This window comes from Methylobacterium sp. DB0501, from assembly GCF_011043735.1.
In the GTDB taxonomy this organism is placed as follows: domain Bacteria; phylum Pseudomonadota; class Alphaproteobacteria; order Rhizobiales; family Beijerinckiaceae; genus Methylobacterium; species Methylobacterium alsaeris.
The window spans coordinates 1-22908 of record NZ_JAAKGV010000024.1 but is presented as its reverse complement, the minus strand read 5'-3'; the positions used below and the strand labels follow the sequence as shown (position 1 = coordinate 22908).

General features: G+C 72.6%; 17 protein-coding genes. 11 read left to right on the top strand and 6 right to left on the bottom strand.

The window, feature by feature from the left end:
* Nucleotide 1 precedes the first annotated feature (1 nt).
* Nucleotides 2–2833 carry an ATP-binding protein gene (locus G4G93_RS28590; RefSeq protein ID WP_165089606.1) on the top strand — a complete coding sequence of 944 codons (2832 nt, stop codon included), beginning with the start codon at nt 2–4 and terminating at the stop codon, nt 2831–2833.
* A 152-nt stretch (nt 2834–2985) separates the two neighbouring features.
* On the opposite strand, the gene G4G93_RS28585 is transcribed toward G4G93_RS28590, so the two are convergent.
* A complete protein-coding gene (locus G4G93_RS28585) occupies nt 2986–3867 on the bottom strand; it encodes a 3-keto-5-aminohexanoate cleavage protein (protein WP_165089603.1) in 882 nt (293 codons plus the stop codon).
* 693 nt (nt 3868–4560) lie between these two features.
* Between G4G93_RS28585 and G4G93_RS28580 the strand changes: the two genes are divergently transcribed.
* On the top strand, nt 4561–5184 hold the full coding sequence (locus G4G93_RS28580) for a flavin reductase family protein (protein ID WP_165089600.1): 624 nt from the start codon (nt 4561–4563) through the stop codon (nt 5182–5184).
* A gap of 99 nt (nt 5185–5283) precedes the next feature.
* Here the strand turns inward: G4G93_RS28580 and G4G93_RS28575 are convergent, their stop codons facing one another.
* Nucleotides 5284–5955 carry an RraA family protein gene (locus G4G93_RS28575; RefSeq protein ID WP_165089597.1) on the bottom strand — a complete coding sequence of 224 codons (672 nt, stop codon included), beginning with the start codon at nt 5953–5955 and terminating at the stop codon, nt 5284–5286.
* A 157-nt stretch (nt 5956–6112) separates the two neighbouring features.
* On the opposite strand from G4G93_RS28575, the gene G4G93_RS28570 reads away from it, so the two are divergent.
* Both G4G93_RS28570 and G4G93_RS28565 read left to right on the top strand, forming a co-directional pair.
* Nucleotides 6113–6931, top strand: coding sequence for an SDR family NAD(P)-dependent oxidoreductase (locus tag G4G93_RS28570; RefSeq protein WP_165089594.1), 819 nt, complete (start codon nt 6113–6115; stop codon nt 6929–6931).
* 47 nt (nt 6932–6978) lie between these two features.
* Nucleotides 6979–7752 (top strand): 2-keto-4-pentenoate hydratase, encoded by a 774-nt coding sequence (locus G4G93_RS28565; RefSeq protein ID WP_246737083.1) that lies wholly within the window; start codon nt 6979–6981, stop codon nt 7750–7752.
* 114 nt (nt 7753–7866) lie between these two features.
* Here G4G93_RS28565 and G4G93_RS28560 read toward each other — a convergent pair whose 3' ends face one another.
* Together G4G93_RS28560 and G4G93_RS28555 are read right to left on the bottom strand one after the other, a co-directional pair.
* On the bottom strand, nt 7867–10248 hold the full coding sequence (locus tag G4G93_RS28560) for a methyl-accepting chemotaxis protein (protein ID WP_165089592.1): 2382 nt from the start codon (nt 10246–10248) through the stop codon (nt 7867–7869).
* 134 nt (nt 10249–10382) lie between these two features.
* A complete protein-coding gene (locus G4G93_RS28555; RefSeq protein WP_165089590.1) occupies nt 10383–11444 on the bottom strand; it encodes an SDR family oxidoreductase in 1062 nt (353 codons plus the stop codon).
* A gap of 198 nt (nt 11445–11642) precedes the next feature.
* Between G4G93_RS28555 and G4G93_RS28550 the strand changes: the two genes are divergently transcribed.
* Nucleotides 11643–13574, top strand: coding sequence for a KUP/HAK/KT family potassium transporter (locus G4G93_RS28550; protein WP_312892286.1), 1932 nt, complete (start codon nt 11643–11645; stop codon nt 13572–13574).
* 40 nt (nt 13575–13614) lie between these two features.
* Here G4G93_RS28550 and G4G93_RS35590 read toward each other — a convergent pair whose 3' ends face one another.
* Complete coding sequence (locus tag G4G93_RS35590; protein WP_206290079.1) at nt 13615–13851, bottom strand: hypothetical protein; 237 nt, start codon at nt 13849–13851, stop codon at nt 13615–13617.
* Between the two features lie 132 nt (nt 13852–13983).
* Here G4G93_RS35590 and G4G93_RS28540 point away from each other — a divergent pair, with 132 nt between their 5' ends.
* Both G4G93_RS28540 and G4G93_RS28535 read left to right on the top strand, forming a co-directional pair.
* Nucleotides 13984–15333 (top strand): NAD(P)H-dependent oxidoreductase, encoded by a 1350-nt coding sequence (locus G4G93_RS28540; RefSeq protein ID WP_165089588.1) that lies wholly within the window; start codon nt 13984–13986, stop codon nt 15331–15333.
* A 505-nt stretch (nt 15334–15838) separates the two neighbouring features.
* The gene (locus tag G4G93_RS28535; RefSeq protein ID WP_165089586.1) at nt 15839–16822 is read left to right on the top strand and encodes a Hint domain-containing protein; all 984 of its coding nucleotides are present in this window, start codon (nt 15839–15841) and stop codon (nt 16820–16822) included.
* Nucleotides 16823–16962: 140 nt separating this feature from the next.
* Here the strand turns inward: G4G93_RS28535 and mdoH are convergent, their stop codons facing one another.
* The gene (gene mdoH / locus G4G93_RS28530; RefSeq protein ID WP_165089584.1) at nt 16963–18756 is read right to left on the bottom strand and encodes a glucans biosynthesis glucosyltransferase MdoH; all 1794 of its coding nucleotides are present in this window, start codon (nt 18754–18756) and stop codon (nt 16963–16965) included.
* Between the two features lie 33 nt (nt 18757–18789).
* Between mdoH and G4G93_RS28525 the strand changes: the two genes are divergently transcribed.
* The 4 genes from G4G93_RS28525 to G4G93_RS28510 are packed head-to-tail and all read left to right on the top strand — an operon-like array spanning nt 18790 to nt 22072.
* On the top strand, nt 18790–19731 hold the full coding sequence (locus tag G4G93_RS28525) for a zinc-binding alcohol dehydrogenase (RefSeq protein ID WP_395412448.1): 942 nt from the start codon (nt 18790–18792) through the stop codon (nt 19729–19731).
* A gap of 11 nt (nt 19732–19742) precedes the next feature.
* Nucleotides 19743–20144, top strand: coding sequence for a 6-pyruvoyl trahydropterin synthase family protein (locus G4G93_RS28520; protein ID WP_165089582.1), 402 nt, complete (start codon nt 19743–19745; stop codon nt 20142–20144).
* Complete coding sequence (locus G4G93_RS28515) at nt 20144–21184, top strand: glycosyltransferase family 4 protein (protein WP_165089580.1); 1041 nt, start codon at nt 20144–20146, stop codon at nt 21182–21184. The genes G4G93_RS28520 and G4G93_RS28515 overlap by 1 nt, the downstream gene beginning before the upstream one ends.
* A 6-nt stretch (nt 21185–21190) precedes the next feature.
* Nucleotides 21191–22072: a methyltransferase domain-containing protein gene (locus tag G4G93_RS28510; RefSeq protein ID WP_165089578.1), complete on the top strand. Its 882-nt coding sequence runs from the start codon at nt 21191–21193 to the stop codon at nt 22070–22072.
* The last annotated feature ends 836 nt before the right edge of the window (nt 22073–22908 follow it).

The window sequence follows — 22908 nt, the reverse complement described above, 5'->3', positions numbered from 1 at the left end:
GATGAACCTGAAACGGTCCTACCGCTCTCTCGTCGGCGGCGTCTGGGCGGGCGTCGTGACGACCTGCCTCGGGCTCGCCACGGTCACGGTCTGGACCGACACCCGCGACTACGAGCGCACGATCCGCGACGCCCGCAGCACCGCCGAGGCGGTGGTGCAGGCACTGGGCCAGGAGGCGAACCGCCTCGTCTCCTCGGTCGACATGCTGCTCAGCGCCGCCGCCGCGCGGGTCGACGCCCACACCTTCGGGGCGAGCCAGGCCTATACCCGCCAGCTCCTGTCCGGCCTGATGGCCCATATCCCGGCGGTGATGGCCGTGCGGGTGCTCGACGGCACCACGGCGGGCGTGCTGTTCGGCCAGGGCGGGGCCGGAGCCGAGGGCCGCTCCACCGATGCCGGGCTGATCCGGGCCGCCCTGGCGATGGGCCAGTCCGAGCTCGCGATCGGCTCGCCGACCCGGGTCGGGCCGGCCGATACCTGGTTCGTCAGCGTCGCCCGGATGGTGACGCCGCGCCCGGGCGAGACGCCGCTGGTCGCGGTGGCCGACCTCTCGCTGACCGAGCTGCAACGGCTCTACGGCCAGCTCGATCTCGGGGCCAACGGCGCCATCGGGCTCCTGCGCAGCGACGGCGTGGTCCTGGTGCGCCACCCCTACGTGCCGGACAAGGTCGGGTCGAGCGTCGCCGGCGGCTCCCTGATGCGGGCCGCGGCCGGCGCGGCCGGCGGCACCTTCGACGGCAGCGCCTCGCCGATCGACGGCGTGCCGCGCTACGGCAGCTTCCAGCGCGTCGCCGGCGCGCCGCTCCTCGTCACCACCGGCCTGTCGAAGGACGAGACGCTGGCGGCCTGGCGCGACGGCGTCCGCCAGGATGCCGCGATCGTGCTCGGGATCAGCGCCGTGCTGGTCGGCCTCGGCTTCGGGCTGACCCGGGCGCTGACGCGCCACCGCGACCTCGAGGAGGCGCGGCGCGCCGCCGGCATGCTCTCGGCCGGCGAGGCGCGCTACCGGCTGCTGGCCGAGAACACCAGCGAACTCATCGTGCTCGCCCACGACGACGGCCGGCGCAGCTACGTCTCGCCGGCGGTGCGGCGCCTGCTCGGCTACATGCCGGAGGAGGCCGCCGCGATGCGCCTGCGCGACTGCGTCCACCGCGAGGACCTCGCCCTCCTGGTGACCCAGGCCCGCCGCCTCGCGGCCGGCGAGACGCAGGTGAGCGTCGTCTGCCGCGCCCGCCACCGCAGCGGGTCCTGGGTCTGGGTCGAGGGGGCGTTCCGGCGCATCCCGGGCGCCGCCCCGGGGGAGCCGGCGATCATCGCGACCTTCCGCGACGTCGGCGAGCGCCAGCGCCACGCTCGCGCCCTCGAAGAGGCCCGGATCACCGCCGAGCGGGCGAGCCAGGCCAAGACCGACTTCCTGGCCTCGATGAGCCACGAGATCCGCACGCCGCTGAACGGCGTCATCGGCTATGCCGACCTGCTGCTCGCCGACCGCACCCTGCCGGGCCGGCACCGCCGCTACGTCGACCGGATCGCCGCCGCCGGCGGGGCGCTGCTGACCGTCGTCGACGACATCCTCGACTTCTCGCGCATCGAGGCCGGCGGCATCGCGCTGGCCGAGGTGCCCTTCGCCCCCGCGGCGCTCATCGACAACGCCGCCTCGATCGTGCGCGGCCTGTCCGAGCCCAAGGGCCTCGCCCTCGACGTCGCCCTCGATGCGACCGTGCCGGACTGGGTCCGGGGCGATCCCGACCGGCTGCGCCAGATCCTGCTCAACCTCCTCAACAACGCGGTCAAGTTCACCCCCGCCGGCCGGGTCGCGGTGCGGGTCGAGGCCGAGGGCGGGACGTTGCGCTTCTCGGTCTCCGACACCGGCATCGGCATCGCCCCCGAGCAGCACGGCCGCCTGTTCCAGCGCTTCAGCCAGGTCGACGGCTCGATCCGCCGGCAATACGGCGGCAGCGGCTTGGGCCTCGCCATCTGCAAGGGTCTGGTCGATCTGATGGGGGGCACGATCGGCGTCGAGAGCCGGCCGGGTGCGGGCTCGACCTTCTGGTTCCGGGTGCGGCTCCCGGCCTGCCCGGCCCCGGCGGCCGAGGAGGCGGCGGGCCGGCCCGAGCCGGTGCGCCCGGCCCGCCTGCTCCTCGTCGAGGACGTGCCGATCAACCAGGACCTCGCCCGGGCGGTGCTGGAGGCCGACGGCCACAGCGTCGACGTCGCCGGCGACGGCGCGGCGGCGATCGAGGCGGTGCGGGCCAAGCCCTACGACCTCGTGCTGATGGACGTGCAGATGCCCGGCATGGACGGGATCACCGCCACGCGGGCGATCCGGGCCCTGCCCGAACCGGTCGGCACGGTGCCGATCGTCGCGATGACCGCCAACGTGCTGCCGGCCCAGCTCGAGACCTTCCGGGCCGCCGGGATGGACGGCCATGTCGGCAAGCCGTTCAAGCGCGCCGAGCTCGCTGCGGCGATCGCCCGCCACCGCGCCGATGGCGGCGGCCCCGTCCCGGTCCCGGTGCTGGTCGATGCCGAGGCCTTCGCGGAGGCCCGCACGCTGATGGGCCCGGAGCGGATCGACGCCCTCCTCGGGCTCCTCGCGGCGGAGCTGGAGCAGCGCTTCCGCGCCCGCAGCGGCGACCGCGCCGGCCTCGCCCACGACGCCCACGCGATGATCTCGGCCGCCGGGCTCCTCGGCTTCACCGGCCTGTCCGATCTCTGCCGCGAGATCGAGGAAGCCTGCCGCGCCGGCGCCGACCTGCCGGACCTCCAGTGCCGGATCGAGGCGGCGCGGGCGGCGGCCCTGGCGCAGATCGAGACGTTGCGGGCGGCGTGATCGGTCCTCCGACCGTCATTCGCCTCGCATGACGGTCCTTTCACCTTCCTCGTCATCCACGGGGCTCGCCGAAGGCGAGAACCCGGGATGTCGCCGAGGGTTGGCAGTGCTGCGCGAGAACAGGATCTTGTCGACGGGGGCGCGCGGGTCCCTCACCCGACCCCGTCCCGCACTGCCAGATCCCGCCGCAAAGCCGCGGCATCGGCCACCCGCCCTCCGGCCGCCTCGATCGCCCGCCGCGCCGCCGCGACCCAGGCCCGGTTGCCCTGCCCGCTTCCCCATGGCGCGTCCTCCAGCCCGACCCGGACATGCCCGCCGCGGGAGACCGCCGCCGGCACCAGCGGCAGGATATCGACGCCGAGACCCGCCACCATCCAGGGCGCGCCGGGCGCGCATTCGGCCAGTAGGGCCAGATGCGCGTCGAGATAGCCCGGCCGCGGCGGGAAGCCCCACGCGAACTCGTCCGAGAACATGAAGCGGTAGACCGGCACCGGCGGGCGCGGCTCCAGGGCGGCGAGCGCCGCGCCGAGGCGGGTGAAGCCCGGCTCGTAGATGGCGTAGCCGGGGCGGATCCGGTGGGTGCGGGCGATGCGCAGGCCCTCGCGGATGTCGGCCATCGGGTTCTGGTAGACGAAGCCGCTCGCCTCGTCCGACGCTTCGTCGTGGCGCAGGAAGGTGGTCGAGCCGGGATCGCACACCGCCCACTCGATCAGGCCGCGCCGGGCCAGCTCCTCGGTATGGGCGTAGCGGATCGCCGCGCTGGCGGCGTAGTCGGAGCCGGCGAGCGGGATCGTCGGGTAGACGATGGCGTCGGATTTCGCCCGGATGCCCTCGATGATGCGGGCATAGGTCTCCCAGGCGTCGTTCTGGCGCCCGGTCCCGGGATCGTAGGCGTGGACGTGGACGATCGCCGCGCCTTCCGCGACCGCGGCGAGCCCGTCGGCCACCACCTCGTCGACGGTGATCGGGATGCCGGGCTGGCGCTCGCGCCCCCATGGCCCGTTCAGGGCCGCCTCGATCCAGGTCTCCGTCATGACCGCCTCCCGCTGGTTTTCGGGCATCATGCGCCGGACGCGCGCCGCTGTCTGCTGTCCGGCTCGGCTCTCGAACCGGAGAGCGGGCGGCGCCAACGGCGTGCACATGCCGCCGCGGAAATCTGCCTTGCCGCCGTCATGAAACCAGACCGGGAATGGAGTACGCAGGCAGCATTTTCTTAATTCAATGTTAATATGAAGTGATGCGCCCCGACGTCGTTGCCGGAGCGATCTCGCACATCGTTTCCTTGACGAAAGGCTTACTCATGGCCATATTTGAAAGGCTCGACCGAGATGTTTCGTCGACAAAAGGAGGAGGCGATGCGGATGCTCGATAGAATTGGAGTTTAGCTTGCAGGAGGCGGAGTGACCGCACCGACGATCGAGATAAACTCTCCGGTTTTGACAATTTCCGACAAATCTTCGTCGCCCCGCATCTGATTGATCTCAAATGCGGGGTCGCTCGCATGATTGAGGCACGCCCGGGCATCCGCCAGCGCCAATTGCCGGTCCGCGGCGTTGCTGTTGGCCAGAAGCCGTCGAGGCAGGACGTGCGACGCGTCCCGTCGTCGGTTCGATCGTACGAGGCGGGAGGGTCGGTCGACCGTGATATCCCGCGCGGCCTCGGGCCTTCGCCGCGTGGCCCGCAACTTGCCCGCGCCCCGACGCTGCCTCACCTCCCGACGGATTGCGATGGACCTCCGCTTCGACGACCTCCCGTCCCGCGACCGCTACCGCCTGCTCACCGCCCTCGTCACTCCGCGGCCGATCGCCCTGGTGACCACGCGCTCGGGCGACGGCACCGACAACGCGGCGCCGATCAGCTTCTTCCAGGTGCTGGCCGAGGAGCCGCCGATCGTGGCGCTGAGCTTCAACCTGCGCTCCGATGGCAGCCTGAAGGACACGCCCCGCGCCATTGCCGAGACCGGCGAGTTCGTCGTCAACCTCGTCGACGAGGGGCTGGTCGCGGCGATGAATATCTGCGCCGCGGAGTTTCCGCCCGGCGAGAGCGAGATCCCGGCGGCGGGGCTGACGCTGCGTCCCTGCACCGGCGTGCGGCCGGGGCGGATCGCCGAGGCGCCGGCGAGCCTCGGCTGCCGCACCCATACGGTGATCGACCTCTCGCCCGAGCGCCGGATCGTGCTCGGGCAGGTCGTGTCGCTGCAGGCGAAGGACGCGCTGTTCACCCCGGACGGGCGCCACCTGCGCGACGGCGCCTTCCTGCCGGTGGGCCGGCTCTACGGCGACCTCTATGCCCGCACCGGGGACCGCTTCGCGGTGCCCCGGGTCACGGTCGATGAGGCGAGAGAGCGTTAGAGCGTTTTTCCGACGAAGTGGAGACCGGTTCGTCGCAGAAAACGCGGCCGAATCAAAGACCTAGAGCACCGCCCGGTTGCAATGCGATCGGGCGGTGCTCTAGCCCCGGACCGCGTCCGGTACCCCGAACACCGCCAGCGTGGTCTCGCCGGCCGAGAGCCGCTTCTCCCAGCCGATCTCGGCCTGGGCCCGCTCCTCGGCCCTCGCGATCAGGCCGTCCGCCGCCTCGCGCGGGATCACCACGACGCCGTCGTCGTCGCCGAGGATCAGGTCGCCGGGGCGGACCGGCGCGCCGCCGATCGTGACCGGCGCGTTGACCGTGCCACCGTCCTTCGAGGCCGGGCCGCGGGCCGTGACGTGGCGGGTGAACACCGAAAAATCGCTCCAGCGGCCGAGGATGCCGGTGTCGCGCACCGCAGCGTCGGCGAGAAGGCCGACGATGCCCTTGCGCCGCGCGGCCGTGGAGAGCAGGTCGCCGATCATCGCGACGTCGCCGCGTCCCCCGGCATCGATCACCACCACGTCGCCGGCCTGCGCCACCGCGATGGCGTGGTGCACGGCGCCGTAATCCTTCGGGTCGCACAAAGCGGTGACGGCGCTGCCGAGGAGCGACGGCCCCCCGGCGATGCGCCGCAGCGGCCGGATCGCCGGATCGACCTGGGTGCGCCCCTCCAGGAGATCGACCACCACCGCGACCGGCACGGCGGCGAAGCGCCGGATCAGGTCGGCGGAGAGGCGGGGCGGGGTCTCGGCGATGATGCGGGTCGGCATGGCGTCTCCTCTCGGGGCCGTCTTCACTTTGCGGCCGGTCTCCGATCTCTATAGGCTGTGCCGGCAGGCGCCGACAGGCGCCGCCCAACAAGAAACCGGTGCGCCGACAGGCGTGAGGACAACATGGCTCCCCCCAGGGGGCCGAGGGAGGACCGACATGGCGGAGGGCGGGAGCGTCCCGGGCTCGCGACGGCTCGAGGGCAAGGTGGCATTGCTGTTTGGGGCCGGCTCGGCGGGGCCGGGCTGGGGCAACGGCAAGGCCGCGGCGGTGACCTTCGCGCGCCACGGCGCCCGGGTGGTCTGCGTCGACGTACGGCGCGAGGCGGCGGAAGAGACGGCCGAGATCATCCGCCGCGAGGACGGCGCCGCCACGGCCGCGGCGTGCGACGCTACCGATTCGGCCGCGGTCGCGGCCCTCGTCGCCGAGGTGATGGCCGCGCAAGGCCGCATCGACGTGCTGCACAACAATGTCGGCTACGCCCAGATGGGCGGTCCCGTGGAGCTGAGCGAGGCCGACTGGCACCGCACCCTCGACCTCAACCTCACCACCTGCTTCCTCACCTGCAAGCACGTGCTGCCGCACATGCTGGCGCAGCGCGCGGGCAGCATCGTCAACATCTCGTCGGCGGCGGCGATCCGCTACACCGGCTATCCGTACGCCGCCTACTATGCCGCCAAGGCCGCGGTGAACAACTTTACCTTAGGGCTCGCGCTGCAATACGCGAAGGACGGGATCCGCGCGAACGCGATCATGCCCGGCCTGATGAACACGCCGCTGATCCACCAGCAGATCTCCGGCCAGTACCAGGACCCGGACGACATGGTGCGCGCCCGCGACGCCGCCTGCCCGATGGGCCGGATGGGCACCGCCTGGGACGTCGCCAACGCCGCCCTGTTCCTGGCCTCCGACGAGGCCGCCTACATCACCGGCGTGGCGCTCCCCGTCGATGGCGGCCTGACCGGGAGGGTCGCGTGACGCTCCAAGCGGCCTCGTCGCAAGCGACCTCCTTGCAAGGAACCTCCTTGCAAGCGATCTCCGACCTGCTCTGGCGGCACTGGCGCGAGGGGCGCCTCCTTGCCGCCCTGCCGCCGGAACTCGCGCCGCCCGACCGCACCGCCGCCTACCGGATCCAGGCCTTGCTCGAGCCGCGCAGCGCCTCGGCCCTCTATGGCTGGAAGATCGCCGCCACGAGCCTGGCCGGCCAGCGCCATATCGGCGCCGACGGGCCGCTCGCCGGGCGGCTCCTCGCCGAGCAGGTCCTGTCCGCGGACGAGCCGGTGCCGCTCGCCCACAACCAGATGCGGGTGGCCGAGCCCGAGGTGGCGTTCCGGATGGGAGCCGACCTCCCGCCCCGCCCGGAGCCCTACACGGTCGAGGAGGTGATGGCGGCGGTGGCCGGCGCCCACCCGGCGATCGAGTTCCCGGATTCGCGGCTGGAGGCCTTCGAGCGCGCCGGCGAGGCGGCCCTGATCGCCGATAATGCTTGCGCCCACCTCTTCGTCCTCGGTCCCCCGGCGCCGGAGGGCTGGCGCGCCCTCGACCTCGCCGCCCTCCCGACCCGGATCGCCGCGGAAGGCCGCGAGCCCCATGAGGGCCGCGGCGGCAACGCCCTCGACGACCCGCGCCTCGCCCTGACCTGGCTCGCCAACGCGCTCTCGGCGCAGGGCGTGACCCTGCGAAAGGGCGAGATCGTCACCACCGGCACCACCACGGTGCCGCTGCCGATCGAGGCGGGGGACGTGGTGCGGGCGGAGCTGGGGGGATTGGGTGGGCTGACGGTGCGGGTCGGGGCGTAGAGGCCTCATCGACACCCGTCGGGGTCCTCCGACGCGAGAGAGGGGGCGGACGGGGTCTCGCCCGTCCGCCCCCTCGCATCGTTCCGCCGCCGGTCCGGGTGGACGGCCCCGTCGTCAGGCCGCCTTCACCCCCTCCAAAAACACCGCCACCTCGCGCTCCAGCTCGCCGGCATAGCGCCCGAGACGGTCGGCGGCGCCGAGCACCTCCGTCGCGGCAGCGCCCGTGCTGCCGGCCTCGCGCTGCACCGCCACGATGCCGGTCGTCACGGCCTGCGTGCCTTGCGCCGCGTGCTGGACGTTGCGGGCGATCTCCTGGGTCGCCGAGCCCTGCTGGTCGACGGCGCCGGCCACGCCCATGGCGATCTCCGACATCCGCTCGATCACTCCGGAGATGTCCCGGATCGCCTGGACGACGCCGCCGGTGGTCTCCTGGATGTGGCCGATCTGCTGGGCGATCTCGGCGGTGGCGCGGCTCGTCTGGCTCGCCAGCTCCTTGACCTCGGCGGCGACGACCGCGAAGCCGCGGCCCGCCTCGCCGGCCCGCGCCGCCTCGATGGTGGCGTTGAGCGCCAGAAGGTTGGTCTGCCCGGCGATCGACGAGATCAGGCTCACGATGTCGCCGATCTGGTCGGCGGACTTCACCAGCCGCTGCACCGTCTCGTCGGTCCGGCGCGCCTGGTCGACCGCATCGCGGGCGATGTCCGACGACTGGGCCACCTGGGCGGCGATGCCGCCGATCGAGACCGACAGCTCCTCGCTCGCCGCCGCCACCATCTGGACGTTGGCGAGCGTCTGCTCGGCGGCGCCCGCCACCTCGGTCGAGCGGCCGTTGGTGGTCTCGGCGGCCCGGGTCATGGTGCGGGCGGTCGCCTCCATGCCGGTGGCGGCCTCGGCGAGCGTCGCGGTCATCGCCACCACGTTGGCCTCGAAGGTGCGGGTCACCGCGTCGAGGCGGGCGGCCCGCTCGGCCTTGGCGGCAGCCTCGGCAGCGGCGGCCCGGTCGGCGGCGTCCTTGGCGAGCAGGGCCTCGCGGAACACCCGCACGGTCCCCGCCATGGCGCCGATCTCGTCGCGGCGCGCCTGATCCGGGACCTCGGTGGCGAGGTCGCCGCCGGCGAGCGATCGCATCGCGCCCGACAGCCGGTCGATCGGCCGGGTGATGCCGCGCCCGATCAGCAGGGCCAGAGCCGCGCCGATAGCGCAGGCGAGGCCGACGCCGCCGGCGAGCAGCCACAGGGCGCGGTCGCGCTCGGCGGCGAGCTGGGTCAGCTCGCTCGCGCCGATCCCCTGGGCGGCCGCGACCAGCTCGGACGAGCGGCGGTCGAGGTCGGCGAAGATCCTGGCTTGCGCCTCGTTGGCCTTGACGATCTCCGGGATGCTGGCCTGGAACCCGCGCACCTTCGCGGTCAGATCGCGCAGCACCGTCTGGGCGGCGGCGTCGATGTCGCCGTAGAGGATCGTCTCGGCCTGGTCGATCAGCGTGTCGGCGGCGGCCTCGACCGCCTTGGCGGCCTCCGCGTCGCGGACCAGGATCAGGCGCTGCTCCTGCATCTGCGCCTCCTTGGCGGCGGAGATCGCCTTGCCGCTGGCGATGAGCAGACCGGTCCCCGAAGCGACCTTGTCCTGCTGCTGGCGCAAGACCACCTGGGCGGCGGTCTGGGCGTTGTTCTGCGCCTGCTCGATCTGGCGCAGGCCGACGATCAGGCTGGCGAACAGCGGCGCGAGTTCCTCGCCGCGCTCCGCCCGGCCGCCCGGCCCGAACGGCTCCTCGATCTTGGCCTGATACGCGTCGAGGGCCTTCAGCGCCGGCTCGACGGTCTCGAGCGAGGTCATGGCGCCGAGGCGGCGCAGCAGCACGGCGACGGAATTCACCTTCGACTGGATCTCCAGCTTGCCGTCCTCGCCGTCGCCGGCGAGGAACGCGACCTGCAGCACCTGCATCTCGAGCGCCGAGCGGATCGCGAAGGCCACGACGACGGCGGTGTTGGTGGCGCCCTTCTGGTCGGCGAGCGCCTTGTCGAGGGCCTTGCCGGCCTCGGCGAGCTGGCGCTCCTGCGCCGTGCCGATGCCGGTCACGGTCTTCTGCAGGTCGGCGATGAGGGCGGCGTGGCGGTCCTGGAGCGCCCGCGTCGCCGCCTTCTGGGCGTTGAGGGCCTTCACTGCCGCCTCGAACCCGTCGAGCGCGCCGGCGATGCCACCTGCCGCCTCCGCCGCCTTGGGGTCGTCGCTGAGGCGGCCCGAGAAGGTGCCGGCGCTCGCCCGCACCCGCCCGATCGCCGCCCGCAGGGCGTCGTCCCGGCGCGCATCGTCGCTCTTGAGGGCGCGGTCGGTGGCCAGCGCGAGATCGCCGATCTCCCCCGCCAGCAACTGCGCCGCATTGGCCGTATCGACCCGCCGGGCGAAGCCCGTCAGGCTGTGCCACCCGATCGCCGCAACCGCGACCGTCAGCAGGAGGATCAGCCCGAATCCCCCGAATACGCGCGCCCTGATGGACATTCTCTCGTATCTCCTCACCCCGGGCAGGGTAAGGATGAGGTCTGAAGCAATTCCTACGATCTCGCTGCAGATCGTGGTTGATCGGACGGGTTCTGCTTGTCAGCGCCCGGCCCGGGGCCGGGCGCTGCAAGACCTCAGGGGATCAATCGGTCCGCGCGCAGGCGCGCGAACAGGTCGAGGAAGGCGTCGTCGGTCGGCTGGTAGTCGAGGAAGCCGAGGCGGCGGCTCTTGCTCATGTCGGTGACGACCTCGATCGGCCGGCCGAGATCGGCATCGGTGTGCCAGGGCGAGGCGAGACGGTCGAGATCCGGCTCGGCGAGGCCGTGCCGCGTCGCGATCTCGGCCCAGAGCGGGGCGTCGCCGGCCATCTGCTCCTCCAGCGGGCGCACCGTGCCGTCGAAGGGGGCGGGCTCGAGGCCGAACCAGGCTGCGAGGCGGCCCCACATCCAGCTCCAGCGGAAGACGTCGCCGTTCACCACGTTGAAGTCCTGGTTCGCCGCCTGGGGGGCCGTGGAGGCCCAGAGCAGGTGGCGGGCGAGCAGCCGCGCGTCGGTCATGTCGGTGAGCCCGTTCCACTGCATGGCGGAACCGGGGAAGCGGAACGGCCGGCCGGTCTCGCGGCAGAGTGTGGCGTAGACCGCGAGCGTGGTGCCCATGTTCATCGCGTTGCCGACCGCCTTGCCGATGACGGTGTGCGGGCGGTGCACGCTCCACGAGAAGCCGTCGCGCCCGGCCGCGGCGAAGACCTCGTCCTCCTGCGCGTAGTAGAAGTTCTCGACCGGCAGCCGGCCCTGCTCCTCGCGGAACGGGGTCTGGGGCACCGCACCCTTCCCGTAGGCCTCGAACGGGCCGAGATAGTGCTTCAGCCCCGTCACCAGGGCGACGTGGCGCACGCTGCGGGCGGGTTGCAACGCGTCGAGCAGGTTGCGCACCATCGCGCCGTTGACCCGGATCATCTCGGCCTCGGTCGGCCGGCGCATCCAGGTCGAGAGCACCACCCGGGTCGGCCGGTGCGGCGCCAGCGCGGCCTTGAGACCCTCCGCGTCCTGCAGGTCGGCGGCGACGGGCTCGACGCCGACCTGCGCCGACGGGTTGCGGGCGAGCCCCAGCACCGTCCATCCGGCCTCGTTCATCACCGCCGCCGCGGCGCTGCCGACGATGCCGCTCGCGCCGACGATCAGCACGGTTTCCGTCATGTCCCGGGTCCTTTGTTCGCACTTGGTCGGCGGGACAACGCCTGGGGAGCGGGAGGGTCCCGCCGGGCGGCCGTGCTCTGCCGTCACGGCATAGCGTCCTCGCCTAGGCCGCCGCCGCGGCGGAGCCGGACGCGCCGATCCGCGTTCCTGCATGCGGCAGCGGGACGGAGCGCCCGGGCGTGCCGGCGGAGGCGACCCGTGGGCCAGCTCATCGGCACGGAAGAGGAAACATCGTCGACGGCACCGGCCCCGGAGCCGGCCCGGCGCCTGAAGCCCGCTCTGCTGCTCGGCGCCCTCGGGGTCGTCTACGGCGATATCGGCACCAGCCCGCTCTACGCCTTCAAGGAAGCGGTGCGGGCCGCCGGCCACGGCCAGGCCGAGCCCGCGGCGGTGATCGGCGCGGTGTCGCTGATCCTGTGGGCCCTCCTCGTCGTGGTGTCGCTCAAATACGCCGTGCTGATCCTGCGGGCCGACAATCACGGCGAGGGCGGCATCGTGGCGATGCTGGCGCTGCTGGGTGCCCGCCATGCCGAGCCGCGCAGCGGGGCCGGCCTCCTCCTCGTCGTCGGGCTGATCGGCGCCGCGCTCCTCTACGGCGACGGGGCGATCACGCCGGCGATCTCGGTGCTCAGTGCCGTCGAGGGCCTGAAGGTCGAGGCACCCGGGCTCGCCCGCGCGGTGGTGCCGATCACGCTGGTGATCCTGATCGGGCTGTTCCTGATCCAGAGCAAGGGCGCGGACTTCATCGGGCGGATCTTCGGGCCGGTGATGCTGGTGTGGTTCTGCGTCCTCGCCGTGCTGGGTCTGGGCGGCATCCTGCACGCGCCGCAGATCCTCGGCGCCCTCAACCCGTTGAAGGCGGTCGACTTCCTGACCCATGCGGGCTGGGGCGTCAGCTTCGCGATGCTCGGCGCCGCCTTCCTGGCGGTGACCGGCGGCGAGGCGATGTACGCCGATCTCGGCCATTTCGGCGCCCGGCCGATCCGGCTGGCCTGGTTCGTCCTGGTGCTGCCGGCCCTCGTCATCAACTATTTCGGCCAGGGCGCGGTGCTGCTCGCCGAGCCCGACGCGATCGAGAACCCGTTCTACCACCTCGCCCCCAACTGGGCGCATTACCCGCTGATCGGGCTCGCCACGCTCGCCACCGTCATCGCCTCGCAGGCGATCATCTCGGGCGTGTTCTCGCTGACCCAGCAGGCGGTCCAGCTCGGTTTCCTGCCCTATATCCGCATCGTCCACACGGCGCGGGACGAGCGCGGCCAGATCTACGTGCCGATCGTGAACTGGCTGCTCGCCGCCGCGACCCTGAGCGCCGTCCTGATCTTCGAGACCTCGGACGCGCTCGCCGGCGCCTACGGCATCGCGGTCTCGCTCCTGATGGCGATCACGACCCTGCTCGCCGCCCTGATCGCCCGGCGCTGGGGCTACAGCCTGCTGATCGTCCTCGTGGTCAACGGACTGTTCCTGATCATCGACCTCGTGTTCCTGTCGGCCAACAGCGTGAAGGTGTTCGAGGGCGGCTGGTATCCCCTGGTGCTCACCGCGATCGTCGCCGTGACGATGCTGACCTGGCTCCAGGGCAACCGCCTGATCGAGGCCTACCGGGCCGACGCCCGCCAGGACGAGGGCGCGTTCCTGGCCGCCCTGCGGGCCGATCCGCCGATCCGGCTGCCGGGGGCGGGGGCGTTCCTCTCCTCGGCCACCAAGGGCATCCCGCTCCACATGAGCCGACTGGTGGAGCGCAGCCACGCCCTGCCGTCCCGCTGCAGCATCGTCACCGCCCTCTACGAGGAGAAGCCGGTCGTGCCGGCCACCGAGCGCGCCGAGGTGACCCGGATCGCCCCCGACCTCTACCGGGTGACGCTCCGCTACGGCTACATGGAGGACGCCTCGATTCCCGACGGGCTGGCCTGCGCGGTGGCGCATCGCGGCCTTCCGGCCGAGTTCGTCGAGGACGTCACGGTCTTCATCGGCCACGAGACGGTCATCCCGAAGCACAACCACCGCGGCATGGCGGCCTGGCGCGAGGCCCTGTTCGCCTTCATGGCGCGCAACGGCGAGCGCACCGGCGCCTTCTTCTGCGTGCCGACCCGGCAGGTGATGGAGGTGGGGACGGAGATCGAGATCTGAGGATCAGGCGGGCGTGCCGATGCGATTCTCCCGGCGGAATTCACATCCGCCGGGGCACTCCGGTGCCACTGTCGCGGCCCTGGAGCGCAGGAGCGGCCTCGGCCCGATCCCGAGCGAGCGTTCCAAAAATTTTACCCCACGCCCAACGGCCGCTGCCCCAGGCTCGCGGCCGGTCGAAGGCGACCCGGAAGCCAATCAGCTCGACCCGGAAATGCAGGCTGCGCGCGAGATCGGTGACCAGGAGTTCCGGCGTCAGCCGCGCGAATGTGAACGTCATGCCTTCATCCCATCCCCGCGCGGCCTTCGCCGGTTGACCGGATGCTGCCGATCCGTGACGGTTCACGCAACGGCGCCCGAATGAGCGCCGACGGGAAGGATGGGCGGCCGCCGGCCGTCCGGGGAGGATGACATGAGCCTGTACCACAAGCTCGCGGCGCGGGCCGAAGCCGGCAATCCGGTGCGGATCGGGGTGATCGGGGCCGGCAAGTTCGGCTCGATGTTCCTGTCGCAGGCGCCGCGCACGCCGGGCCTGCACGTCGTCGGCATCGCCGATCTCGATCCGCAGCGGGCGCGGGCCGCCCTCGACCGGGTCGGCTGGCCGGCGGAGCGCTACGGGGCGACGAGCGCCGCCGAAGCGATGCGCAACGGCACGACCTTCCTCACGGACGATGCCGAGGGCCTGATCGCCGCGGACGGGATCGAGGTGATCGTCGAGGCGACCGGCCATCCCGGCGCCGGCATCCGCCACGCGCTGGCCTGCTGCCGGCACGGGCGCCACATCGTGATGGTCAATGTCGAGGCCGATGCGCTGGCCGGCCCGCTGATCGCCCGCCGGGCGGCGGAGGCCGGCATCGTCTATTCCTTCGCCTACGGCGATCAGCCGGCGCTCATCGCCGAGATCGTCGACTGGGCCCGCACGGCCGGCTTCCGGGTGGTCTGCGCCGGCAAGGGCACCAAGTACCTGCCGGTCTACCACGCCTCGACCCCCGACACGGTCTGGGGCCATTACGGGTTTACGCCAGAGCAGGTCGCCGGCGGCGACTTCAACCCGCAGATGTTCAACTCCTTCCTCGACGGCACCAAGTCGGCGCTGGAGATGGCGGCAGTCGCCAATGCCTGCGACCTGACCCCGCCGCCCGCCGGCCTCGCCTTCCCGGCCTGCGGCGTCGATGACCTGCCGACCCTGCTGAAGCCCCGATCCGCCGGCGGCATCCTGCCGGTGGACGGCACCGTCGAGGTGGTCTCGTCCCTGGAGCGCGACGGCCGCCCGGTCTTTCGCGACCTGCGCTGGGGCGTCTACGCCACCTTCGAGGCCCCCTCCGACTACGTCCGCAGGTGCTTTTCGGAGTACGGCCTGAAGACCGACCCGAGCGGCACCTACAGCGCGATGTACAAGCCCTACCACCTGATCGGGCTCGAGCTCGGCCTGTCGGTCGCCAGCATCGCGGTGCGGGGCGAACCCACCGGCACCACCCGGGGCTTCTCCGGCGACGTGGTGGCGACCGCCAAGCGCGACCTGAAGGCCGGCGAGCGCCTCGACGGCGAGGGCGGCTACACGGTCTACGGCCGGCTGATGCCGGCCCGCGACTCGCTCGAGGCCGGCGGCCTGCCGATCGGCCTCGCCCACGGCCTCACCCTCACCCGGCCCGTCGCCGCCGGGACGCCGGTGAGCTGGGACGACGTGTCGTACTCGGCCGACGACCCGGCGATCCGGTTCCGGCGGGAGATGGAGGAGGTGTTCCGGGGAGAGGCGGGGTAGGCGCCGGCAGCGCCTCCCTCGGCGGCCGCCTGGTCACTGCCCGCCAGGACGGCCGCGGGCGAACCCTCCCCCTTCTGCGGGCTGCGGCCTTCACGGACATGCTCCGGCCCGAGCGATCCCGTTTCCGGACGAGTCCGTCCGGAGACGGCCACGGCCGCGGACCGGCCGCAGGTGGCGCCGGGAGGATGTCTCCCCGGGAATATCCGGCAATCGATCCGGGAATATGTGGCAATTCCGGAAGAGTTTCGATGAGAACTTCCTGAGAAAACGCCCCGCCACGGCCGGCAAGATCGTAGCAATAAAATCACATCCCCTTGAAAAGGCGCGGATAGACCCTGGAGCACGGCTGTCGTCGAGCCCTGCTCCGTGATTACCCTGCGTCCGTCACCGCTGCGGCCGTCGAAGCGCACCGCGCGGTCGGCGATGTCGTCGTGCGGGGTCTCGATCCGTGCGGTCGGCCCCGCCGTGCCATCGATCATTGCGACACAAGGGGAGGAATCATCCGATGCCGGTCTTCAACAATACCGTGTACGGCGCCGGGTTCGTCGCTTCGGATGACGGAGCGCCGTCGCCCGGCTTCGGCCTCGACGACGTCTCGACCTCGAACATCACGGTGACCGGCACGGTCACCAAGGTCGGCGACACCGTCCAGGCGTCCGGGATCTTCCCGGGCGAGAGCACGTCCACCACCAGGACGCTCTACGCGACCCAGTACGACTCGCCGAGCATGATCCAGTTCACGGACAGCCCGAGCAACCCGACCACGCGCTACGTCCTGTCGAATACGGCGCTGGCCGAGAGACAGCGCGTCACCTTCGACGACAACAACAAGCCGACCGATTACGCCCCGGTCTGCTTCACCACCGGCACACTGATCCGCACCGCCCGCGGCGAGGTGGCCGTCGAGGACCTGCGGGTCGGCGACCGCGCGGTCACCGCCTCCGGCGCCCTGCGGCCGATCGTCTGGATCGGGCATCGCACCCTCGCGGGCGCCGGCACCGCCCTGCCCCACGACCAGCAGCCCGTCCACGTCCGCGCCGGCGCCTTCGGGGCCGGGCTGCCGTCCCGCGACCTGCGCCTCTCCCCCGGCCACCCGGTCCTCGTCGGGGCCGATGCGGACGGCGCGGGCGGCCACCTCGTGCCGATCATGTGCCTGATCAACGGCACCAGCATCGCCCGCGAGCCGGCGGCGTCCATCACCTACTGGCACGTCGAGCTGGACAGCCACGACATCCTGCTCGCCGAGGGCCTGCCCGCCGAGAGCTACCTCGACTGGGGCGACCGGCCGTTCTTCACCGAAGGCTCCGACCACGCCCTGCACAACCCCGATTTCGTCGTGCCGGGTCTCGCCGCCCGCTGCCGGCCGGTGGCCGTGGACGGGCCGGTGGTCGAGGCCGAGCGCGCCCGCCTGTCGGGCGTGTTCGCCGCCTCGCTCGGAGAGGCCTGCGCCTGGGACGAGGCCGGGCGCTTCACCTGGATCGCCGCCTGATACGAAGTCCGGACGATTCCTTCCGGACTTCGTATCACCAGCCCGCGCGGCGCTTGAGCGAAGCGAACTTCCGCATTGCGAAGCAATCAATCGGAAGTCGTATGACACAGAGGTCGGGCCGGGCCGCGAAGGCCCGGCCCTCACGCGACGCCGCGCTCCGCGCCGCCCGTGCGGAGCCGCGCGATCTCCCAGGGCGGCGCGATCTCCTCCCGGGTCGCGCACAGGCCCGACCGGACCATGGCCCGGCCGAGACCCGGCGCCGCGGTGAGGACCGCGAACGGGATGGCGAGCAGGCTGCCGAGGGTGAGCGGCAGGCTCCAGGCCAGCAGAGCCGGCGAGATGACGGCGAGCGCCCCGCAGACGACGAGCCCGAACAGCGTGACGCCGGAGAGGGCCCTGGCGGCCTCGCCCCAGCGCAGGCCCCGCGCGTCCCGGTCTTGCGCGGACCACAGCCCGGCGCGGCCGGCGAGCATCGCGACCAGCACCGCGGTGAGCCGCACCGACGAGGCGCCGAGCAGCAGGAACGAGGCCGCGATCTCGGCCAGCATCCCGGCGAGGACGCGCAGGCCCCCGCCATGGGCCGCCCGCTCCTGCCCGTCGGCCAGCACGGCGGCGTAGCCGGCGAGCTTCGGCGCCAGCGAGAGCAGCAGCCAGACGAGGAAGAGCGCGCCGGCGCCCGGGGCCGGCCCTTGCGTCGCGGCCCGCCAGGGCAGGAGCAGGAGGGCGAGCGTCAGGGCCGGCGGGTTGAGGAACATCAGGACCGCCCAGGCGAGCTGGAACCGGCTCATCGGCAGGAGCCCCGGCAGGGCCGGCAGGCGCAAATACTGCATGTTGCCGCGGCACCAGCGGGCGTCGCGGGTGAGGTGGTCGAGGAGGGTCGGCGGGTTGTCCTCGAAGCTGCCCTCCTCGATCGGCAGCACCCGCACCTCGTAGCCGGCCCGGCGCATCAGCACCGCCTCGACCTGGTCGTGGGACAGCACCGCCCCGCCGCCGCGCAAGGGCGGCAGCCGGCAATGCGCCGCGAAGGGGGCGATGCGCACCACCGCGTTGTGGCCCCAGAACGGGCCGCATTCCGCCCCCCACCAGGCGGCGCCGAGCGTGTAGGGCAGCATGCCGTGGCGCATGCCGAACTGGAACAGCCGGGCGAAGGCGCTCGTGGCCGGCGCGCCCACCGCCAGGCTCTGCAGGATGCCGAGGCGCGGATGCGCCTGCATGATCCGCACGAGGCGCAGGATCGCCGGTCCCGTCATCAGGCTGTCGGCATCGAGGGGCAGCATCAGGTCGGCGTCGCTGCCGGCGCAGAACTCCTGCAGGTTGCCGGCCTTGTAGCCGGTATTCGCGGACCGGCGCCGGTAATGGATGCGGGCGGCCTCGTCGGCCCCGAGCCCGGCGCGCCAGGCCGCGACGCCGGCCTCCTCGGCCCGGATCGCCGCGGGGTCGTCGCTGTCGCTGAGCACGTGGTAGCGGAAGGCCTCGCCGTGGCCGGTGCAGGCCAGGCTCTCGCGCACGAGCGCGAGGCGGGCGAGCGCCCGGGCCGGATCCTCGTTGCGCAGGGTCATCACCACGGCGGTGGCGAGGTGGAGCGGGGCGTCCGCCTCTCCCGCGGCGGCGTGCGGCGCGGCCGCCATCAGCCCGGCGCGGCCGGCCCGCAGCAGCAGGAAGCCGATCGCGGCGTTCCAGAAGCCCAGGACCGTCCAGGGCAGGGTGGCGAGCCCGCAGGCGAGGAGCGCGAGGTCGATCCCGTCGAACCCGTCCTGCCCCAGGACGATTCCCAGGGCCGCCGCGAGGCCGAGGATCGTCGCGAGGGTGAGCCCGAGCACCAGGAGGCGGCGGCGACGCAGGGTGATGCAGGCTTGCAGGCCCGTCGGCGTCGTGAGAGGAGCGCGGGCGGGCCCCTCCGCGAGGGTGACGACCGAGGAGTCGGTGTGCGGCATCGTCAGGCATCCGGGAGCGGGACGGCAAAGGCCGTGCGGGCGCTCTGGTATAGCGCAGCCGGGCAAGCGGAGCTGCGGCAAGAGCGCCTGCCCCCGCCCGGTCCCGACGCGGTCCGGGTGCGGACCCTGTGGACGGCCCTGAGCCGCGGCACCGAGCGGCTGGTCTTCCACGGGCGGGTGCCCGACGCGGTGGCCGAGCGGATGCGGGCGCCGGCGCAGGAGGGCGCCTTCTCCTTCCCGGTCAAGTACGGCTATTGCGCCGTCGGCGAGACGGAGGACGGCACGCCGGTCTTCGCGCTCCAGCCGCACCAGGAGGCGTTCAATGCCCCTGCCGCGGCGCTCTGCCCGCTGCCCGAGGGCCTGCCGCCGCGTCGCGCCGTGCTCGCCGCCAACATGGAGACGGCGCTGAACGCCGTGTGGGAGTCGGGCGCCGGGCCCGGGGACCGGATCGCCGTGGTGGGCGGCGGCGTGGTCGGGCTTCTCGTCGCCCATCTCTGCGCCGGTCTGCCGGGGGCGGAGATCGGCCTGATCGACCGCGATCCCGCCCGGGCGGAGACCGCGCGGGCGCTCGGCCTTCCCTTCGCCCTGCCGGACGCGGCCATCCCCGACGCCGACATCGTGTTCCATGCCAGCGCCAGCGAGGCCGGGCTGGCCCTCGCCCTGTCGCTCGCCGGCGAGGAGGGGCAGGTCGTCGAACTGAGCTGGTACGGCGCCGAGCCGGTCGCAGCACCCCTCGGCCTCGCCTTCCACGCCAGGCGCCTGCGCCTCGTCGCGAGCCAGGTCGGGGCGGTGGCGGCCTCGCGCCGCCCGCGCTGGAGCCACCGGCGGCGCCTCGCCAAGGCCCTCGCCCTGCTGCGCGATCCCCGCCTCGACGCCCTCCTCACCGAGGAGGTCGCCTTCGCCGACCTGCCCGGCGCCCTGCCCCGGCTGCTCGCGCCCGGCGCGCCGGGCCTGTGCACCCTGATCCGCTATTGAGAGGACGTCCCATGTACGCCGTCGAGGTCCGCGACCACGTGATGATCGCCCACAGCTTCAAGGGCGAGCTGTTCGGGCCGGCGCAGGCCCTGCACGGGGCGACCTTCGTGGTCGACGTGGCCTTCTTCCGCGAGACCCTGACGCCGGACGGGGTGGTGGTCGATATCGGCCGGGCGGGCGAGGCGCTGAAGGCGATCCTGGCGCCGCTCAACTACCGCAACCTCGACGACCTGCCGGACTTCGCTGGAAAAAACACCACCACCGAGTTCCTGTGCGGGCACATCCACGCCGCGATGGCGGCGGCGACCCGGGCCGGCGATCTCGGCCCCGGCGGCGAGGGCGTGAGCCGGATCCGCGTCACCCTGCACGAATCCCACCTGGCGCGCGCCTGGTTCGAGGCGCCGCTCGCCTGATGCGCCTCGTCCTCGCCGTCCCGGGCGACCTCGCGGCCCCCACCGGGGGCTATGCCTATGCCCGCGCGCTCCTGGGACACCTGCCGGCGCAGGGGGTCGCGGTCACGCATCTCGCCCTGCCGGGCGCATTTCCGGATCCCGGCGCCGACGACCTCGCCCGCACCGCCGCCGCCCTCGCGGACGTGCCAGCGGAGTCCGCGCTCCTCGTCGACGGCCTCGCCTACGGGGCGTTGCCGCCGGAGGTGATCCGCGCCGCCGGCCGGCCGGTCTCGGCGCTCGTCCACCATCCCCTCGGCTACGAGACCGGGCTGGCGCCGGAGCGTGCGGCGGCCCTGGTCGCGGGCGAGCGCGCCGCCCTGGCGCTCGCCGACCGGATCGTCGCGACGAGCCGCTACACCGCGCGCCTGCTCGCGGCCGAGTTCGGCGTCGCGCCGGAGCGCATCGCGGTCGCCGAGCCCGGCACCGCCCCCGCCGCCCGGGTGATGCCGCGCAAGGACCCGCGCGTGCGGCTCCTCGCGGTCGGCACCGTGACGCCGCGCAAGGGCACCGACGTCCTGGTCGAGGCGCTGGCGGGCCTGACCGACCTCGACTGGTCGCTCACGGTCGCCGGCAGCCTCGACCGGGCGCCGGATTGCGCCGCCGCCCTGCGCGACCGGATCGCCTCCCTGAACCTCGCCGACCGCGTCACGCTCGCCGGAGCGGTCACGCCCGACGCCCTCGAGCGCCTCCATGCCGGGGCCGACCTCGCGGTCTCGGCCTCGCTGTTCGAGGGCTACGGCATGGCGCTCGCCGAGGCCCTGGCGCGGGGCCTGCCGCTCGTCGCCACCACCGGGGGCGCCGCCGCCGAGACGGTGCCGCCGGGGGCCGGGCTCGCGGTGCCGCCCGGCGACGCCCCGGCGCTCGCCGCCGCCCTGCGCGCCCTGATCGCCGACCCCGCCCGCCGCGCCGAGGCCGCCGACGCGTCCTGGGCCGCCGGGCAGCGCCTGCCGGACTGGCCCGACACCGCGGCCGCCGTCGCCGCCGCCCTGAGGAGCCCATAGGACGCCATGACCGGCTTCAGCCCCGACTGGCTCGCCCTGCGCGAACCCGCCGACCACGCCGCCCGCGATCCCGGCCTCGTCGCCGCCCTCGGATGCGCCATGCGGGACCGGGCGTCGGAGGATCCGGTGCGGGTGGTCGATCTCGGCTGCGGCGCCGGCTCGAACCTGCGTGCGCTCGCAGCCCATCTCGGGCCGGCGCAGGCCTGGACGCTCGTCGACCACGATCCCGCCCTGCTCGCCGCCGCGCGGGCGCGCCTCGCGGCCTGGGCCGAGCGGGTGGCGGAGGACGGCGACGGCCTGGTCCTGCATCGCGGCGGCGCCCGGATCGCCGTGCGGTTCCGCGCCCTCGACCTCGCCGCCGATCCGGCGGCGGCTTTCGACGAGCGACCGGACCTCGTCACCGCCGCGGCCCTGTTCGACCTCGCCTCGGAGGGCTGGATCGCCGCGGCGGCGGGAGCGGTCGCCGGCTGCGGCGCCGTGTTCTACACCGCCCTCACCTATGACGGGCAGGAGAGCTGGACCCCGGCCCACCCCGCCGATGCCGCGATCCACGCCGCGTTCCTGGCCCATCAGGCCGGCGACAAGGGCTTCGGCCCCGCCGCCGGGCCGGGCGCGACCGACGCCCTCTGCCGCGCCTTCCGCGCTCACGGCTACGCGGTCGAGACCGCCGCCAGCCCCTGGCGCCTCGGACCGGGCGAGGCCGCATTGCTGCGCGAGCTCGCCGAGGGGACGGCGCGGGCAGCGGCGGAGACCGGGCGGGTGGCCGCGGCCGAGGCGGAGGTCTGGGGTGCGCTGAGGCAGGCGCCCGGGACGGGGGCGGTGATCGGGCATCGCGACCTGCTGGCGGTCCCGCCCAGATTGGGGAGTGCGGCGGGACTGTCCCGGTGATGCCGGCTCGCCCGATCCGGATTCTCGGTCGGCGCGGATGCGCGTCCTGCCGTGATGGCGTGCGACCGGGCGCCGGTGCGATCCTCGCTCCGGATCGACGGCTCGGTGCCCGCACTGTTGGGAGATGCCACTCGGCCGGCCACGCCTATCGGGGATGTCATCATGCCTTGCACGACGGCTCGAAGAGGAGGAACATCGCACCGCCGGGACGAGCACCCGAGATTTGTCTCTCCTGCGTCGCCCCGCGCCTCATCACCTACAATAACGACATACGCTGTCAGACATACATTAGAGATCGAGAACCTATGAAAATCTTCATACCTTGAAAATTTTTGCACTCCGTGCAAAAATATAACGTTTTAAAGTTTACAGAAAGAGCTTAAATACCATGTCAAATTTCGCCGACGTGTATAGAAAATTTGTAAGCATAGGAGATAATTGCGAGTTCGGTTTTGCGCAGCGTGCGCACGGCGTCGAGGATGGATCGTTGCTACGCTGGGCGATCACACCGCCCGACGCCTTGGCGAAATGTATTCGCGGTATTATGCAGCAAGCTCACCGGAAAGCGTTGATGTCGGCTTGATCCACCTGGCCTTGGCGGCTTCTATCTCGACTTGTATGTGTCAGATTATGCATCGGTTGAGCGAAACGCGCGACCGCCCCCTCCTGCCAGTTGACTTATATGCCAACCAGCGCCAGATTGGTCATAGCAGGCTTGACCCCGATCGAGATCCCCCTCGACGGAAGCCCTGAGGCATGGAGATTTCTCTATGGTCCTAGTGACTTTCTGAGATCATTGGACCGGCTTAGGGAGGCGGATGAGGCCTCCTCATATG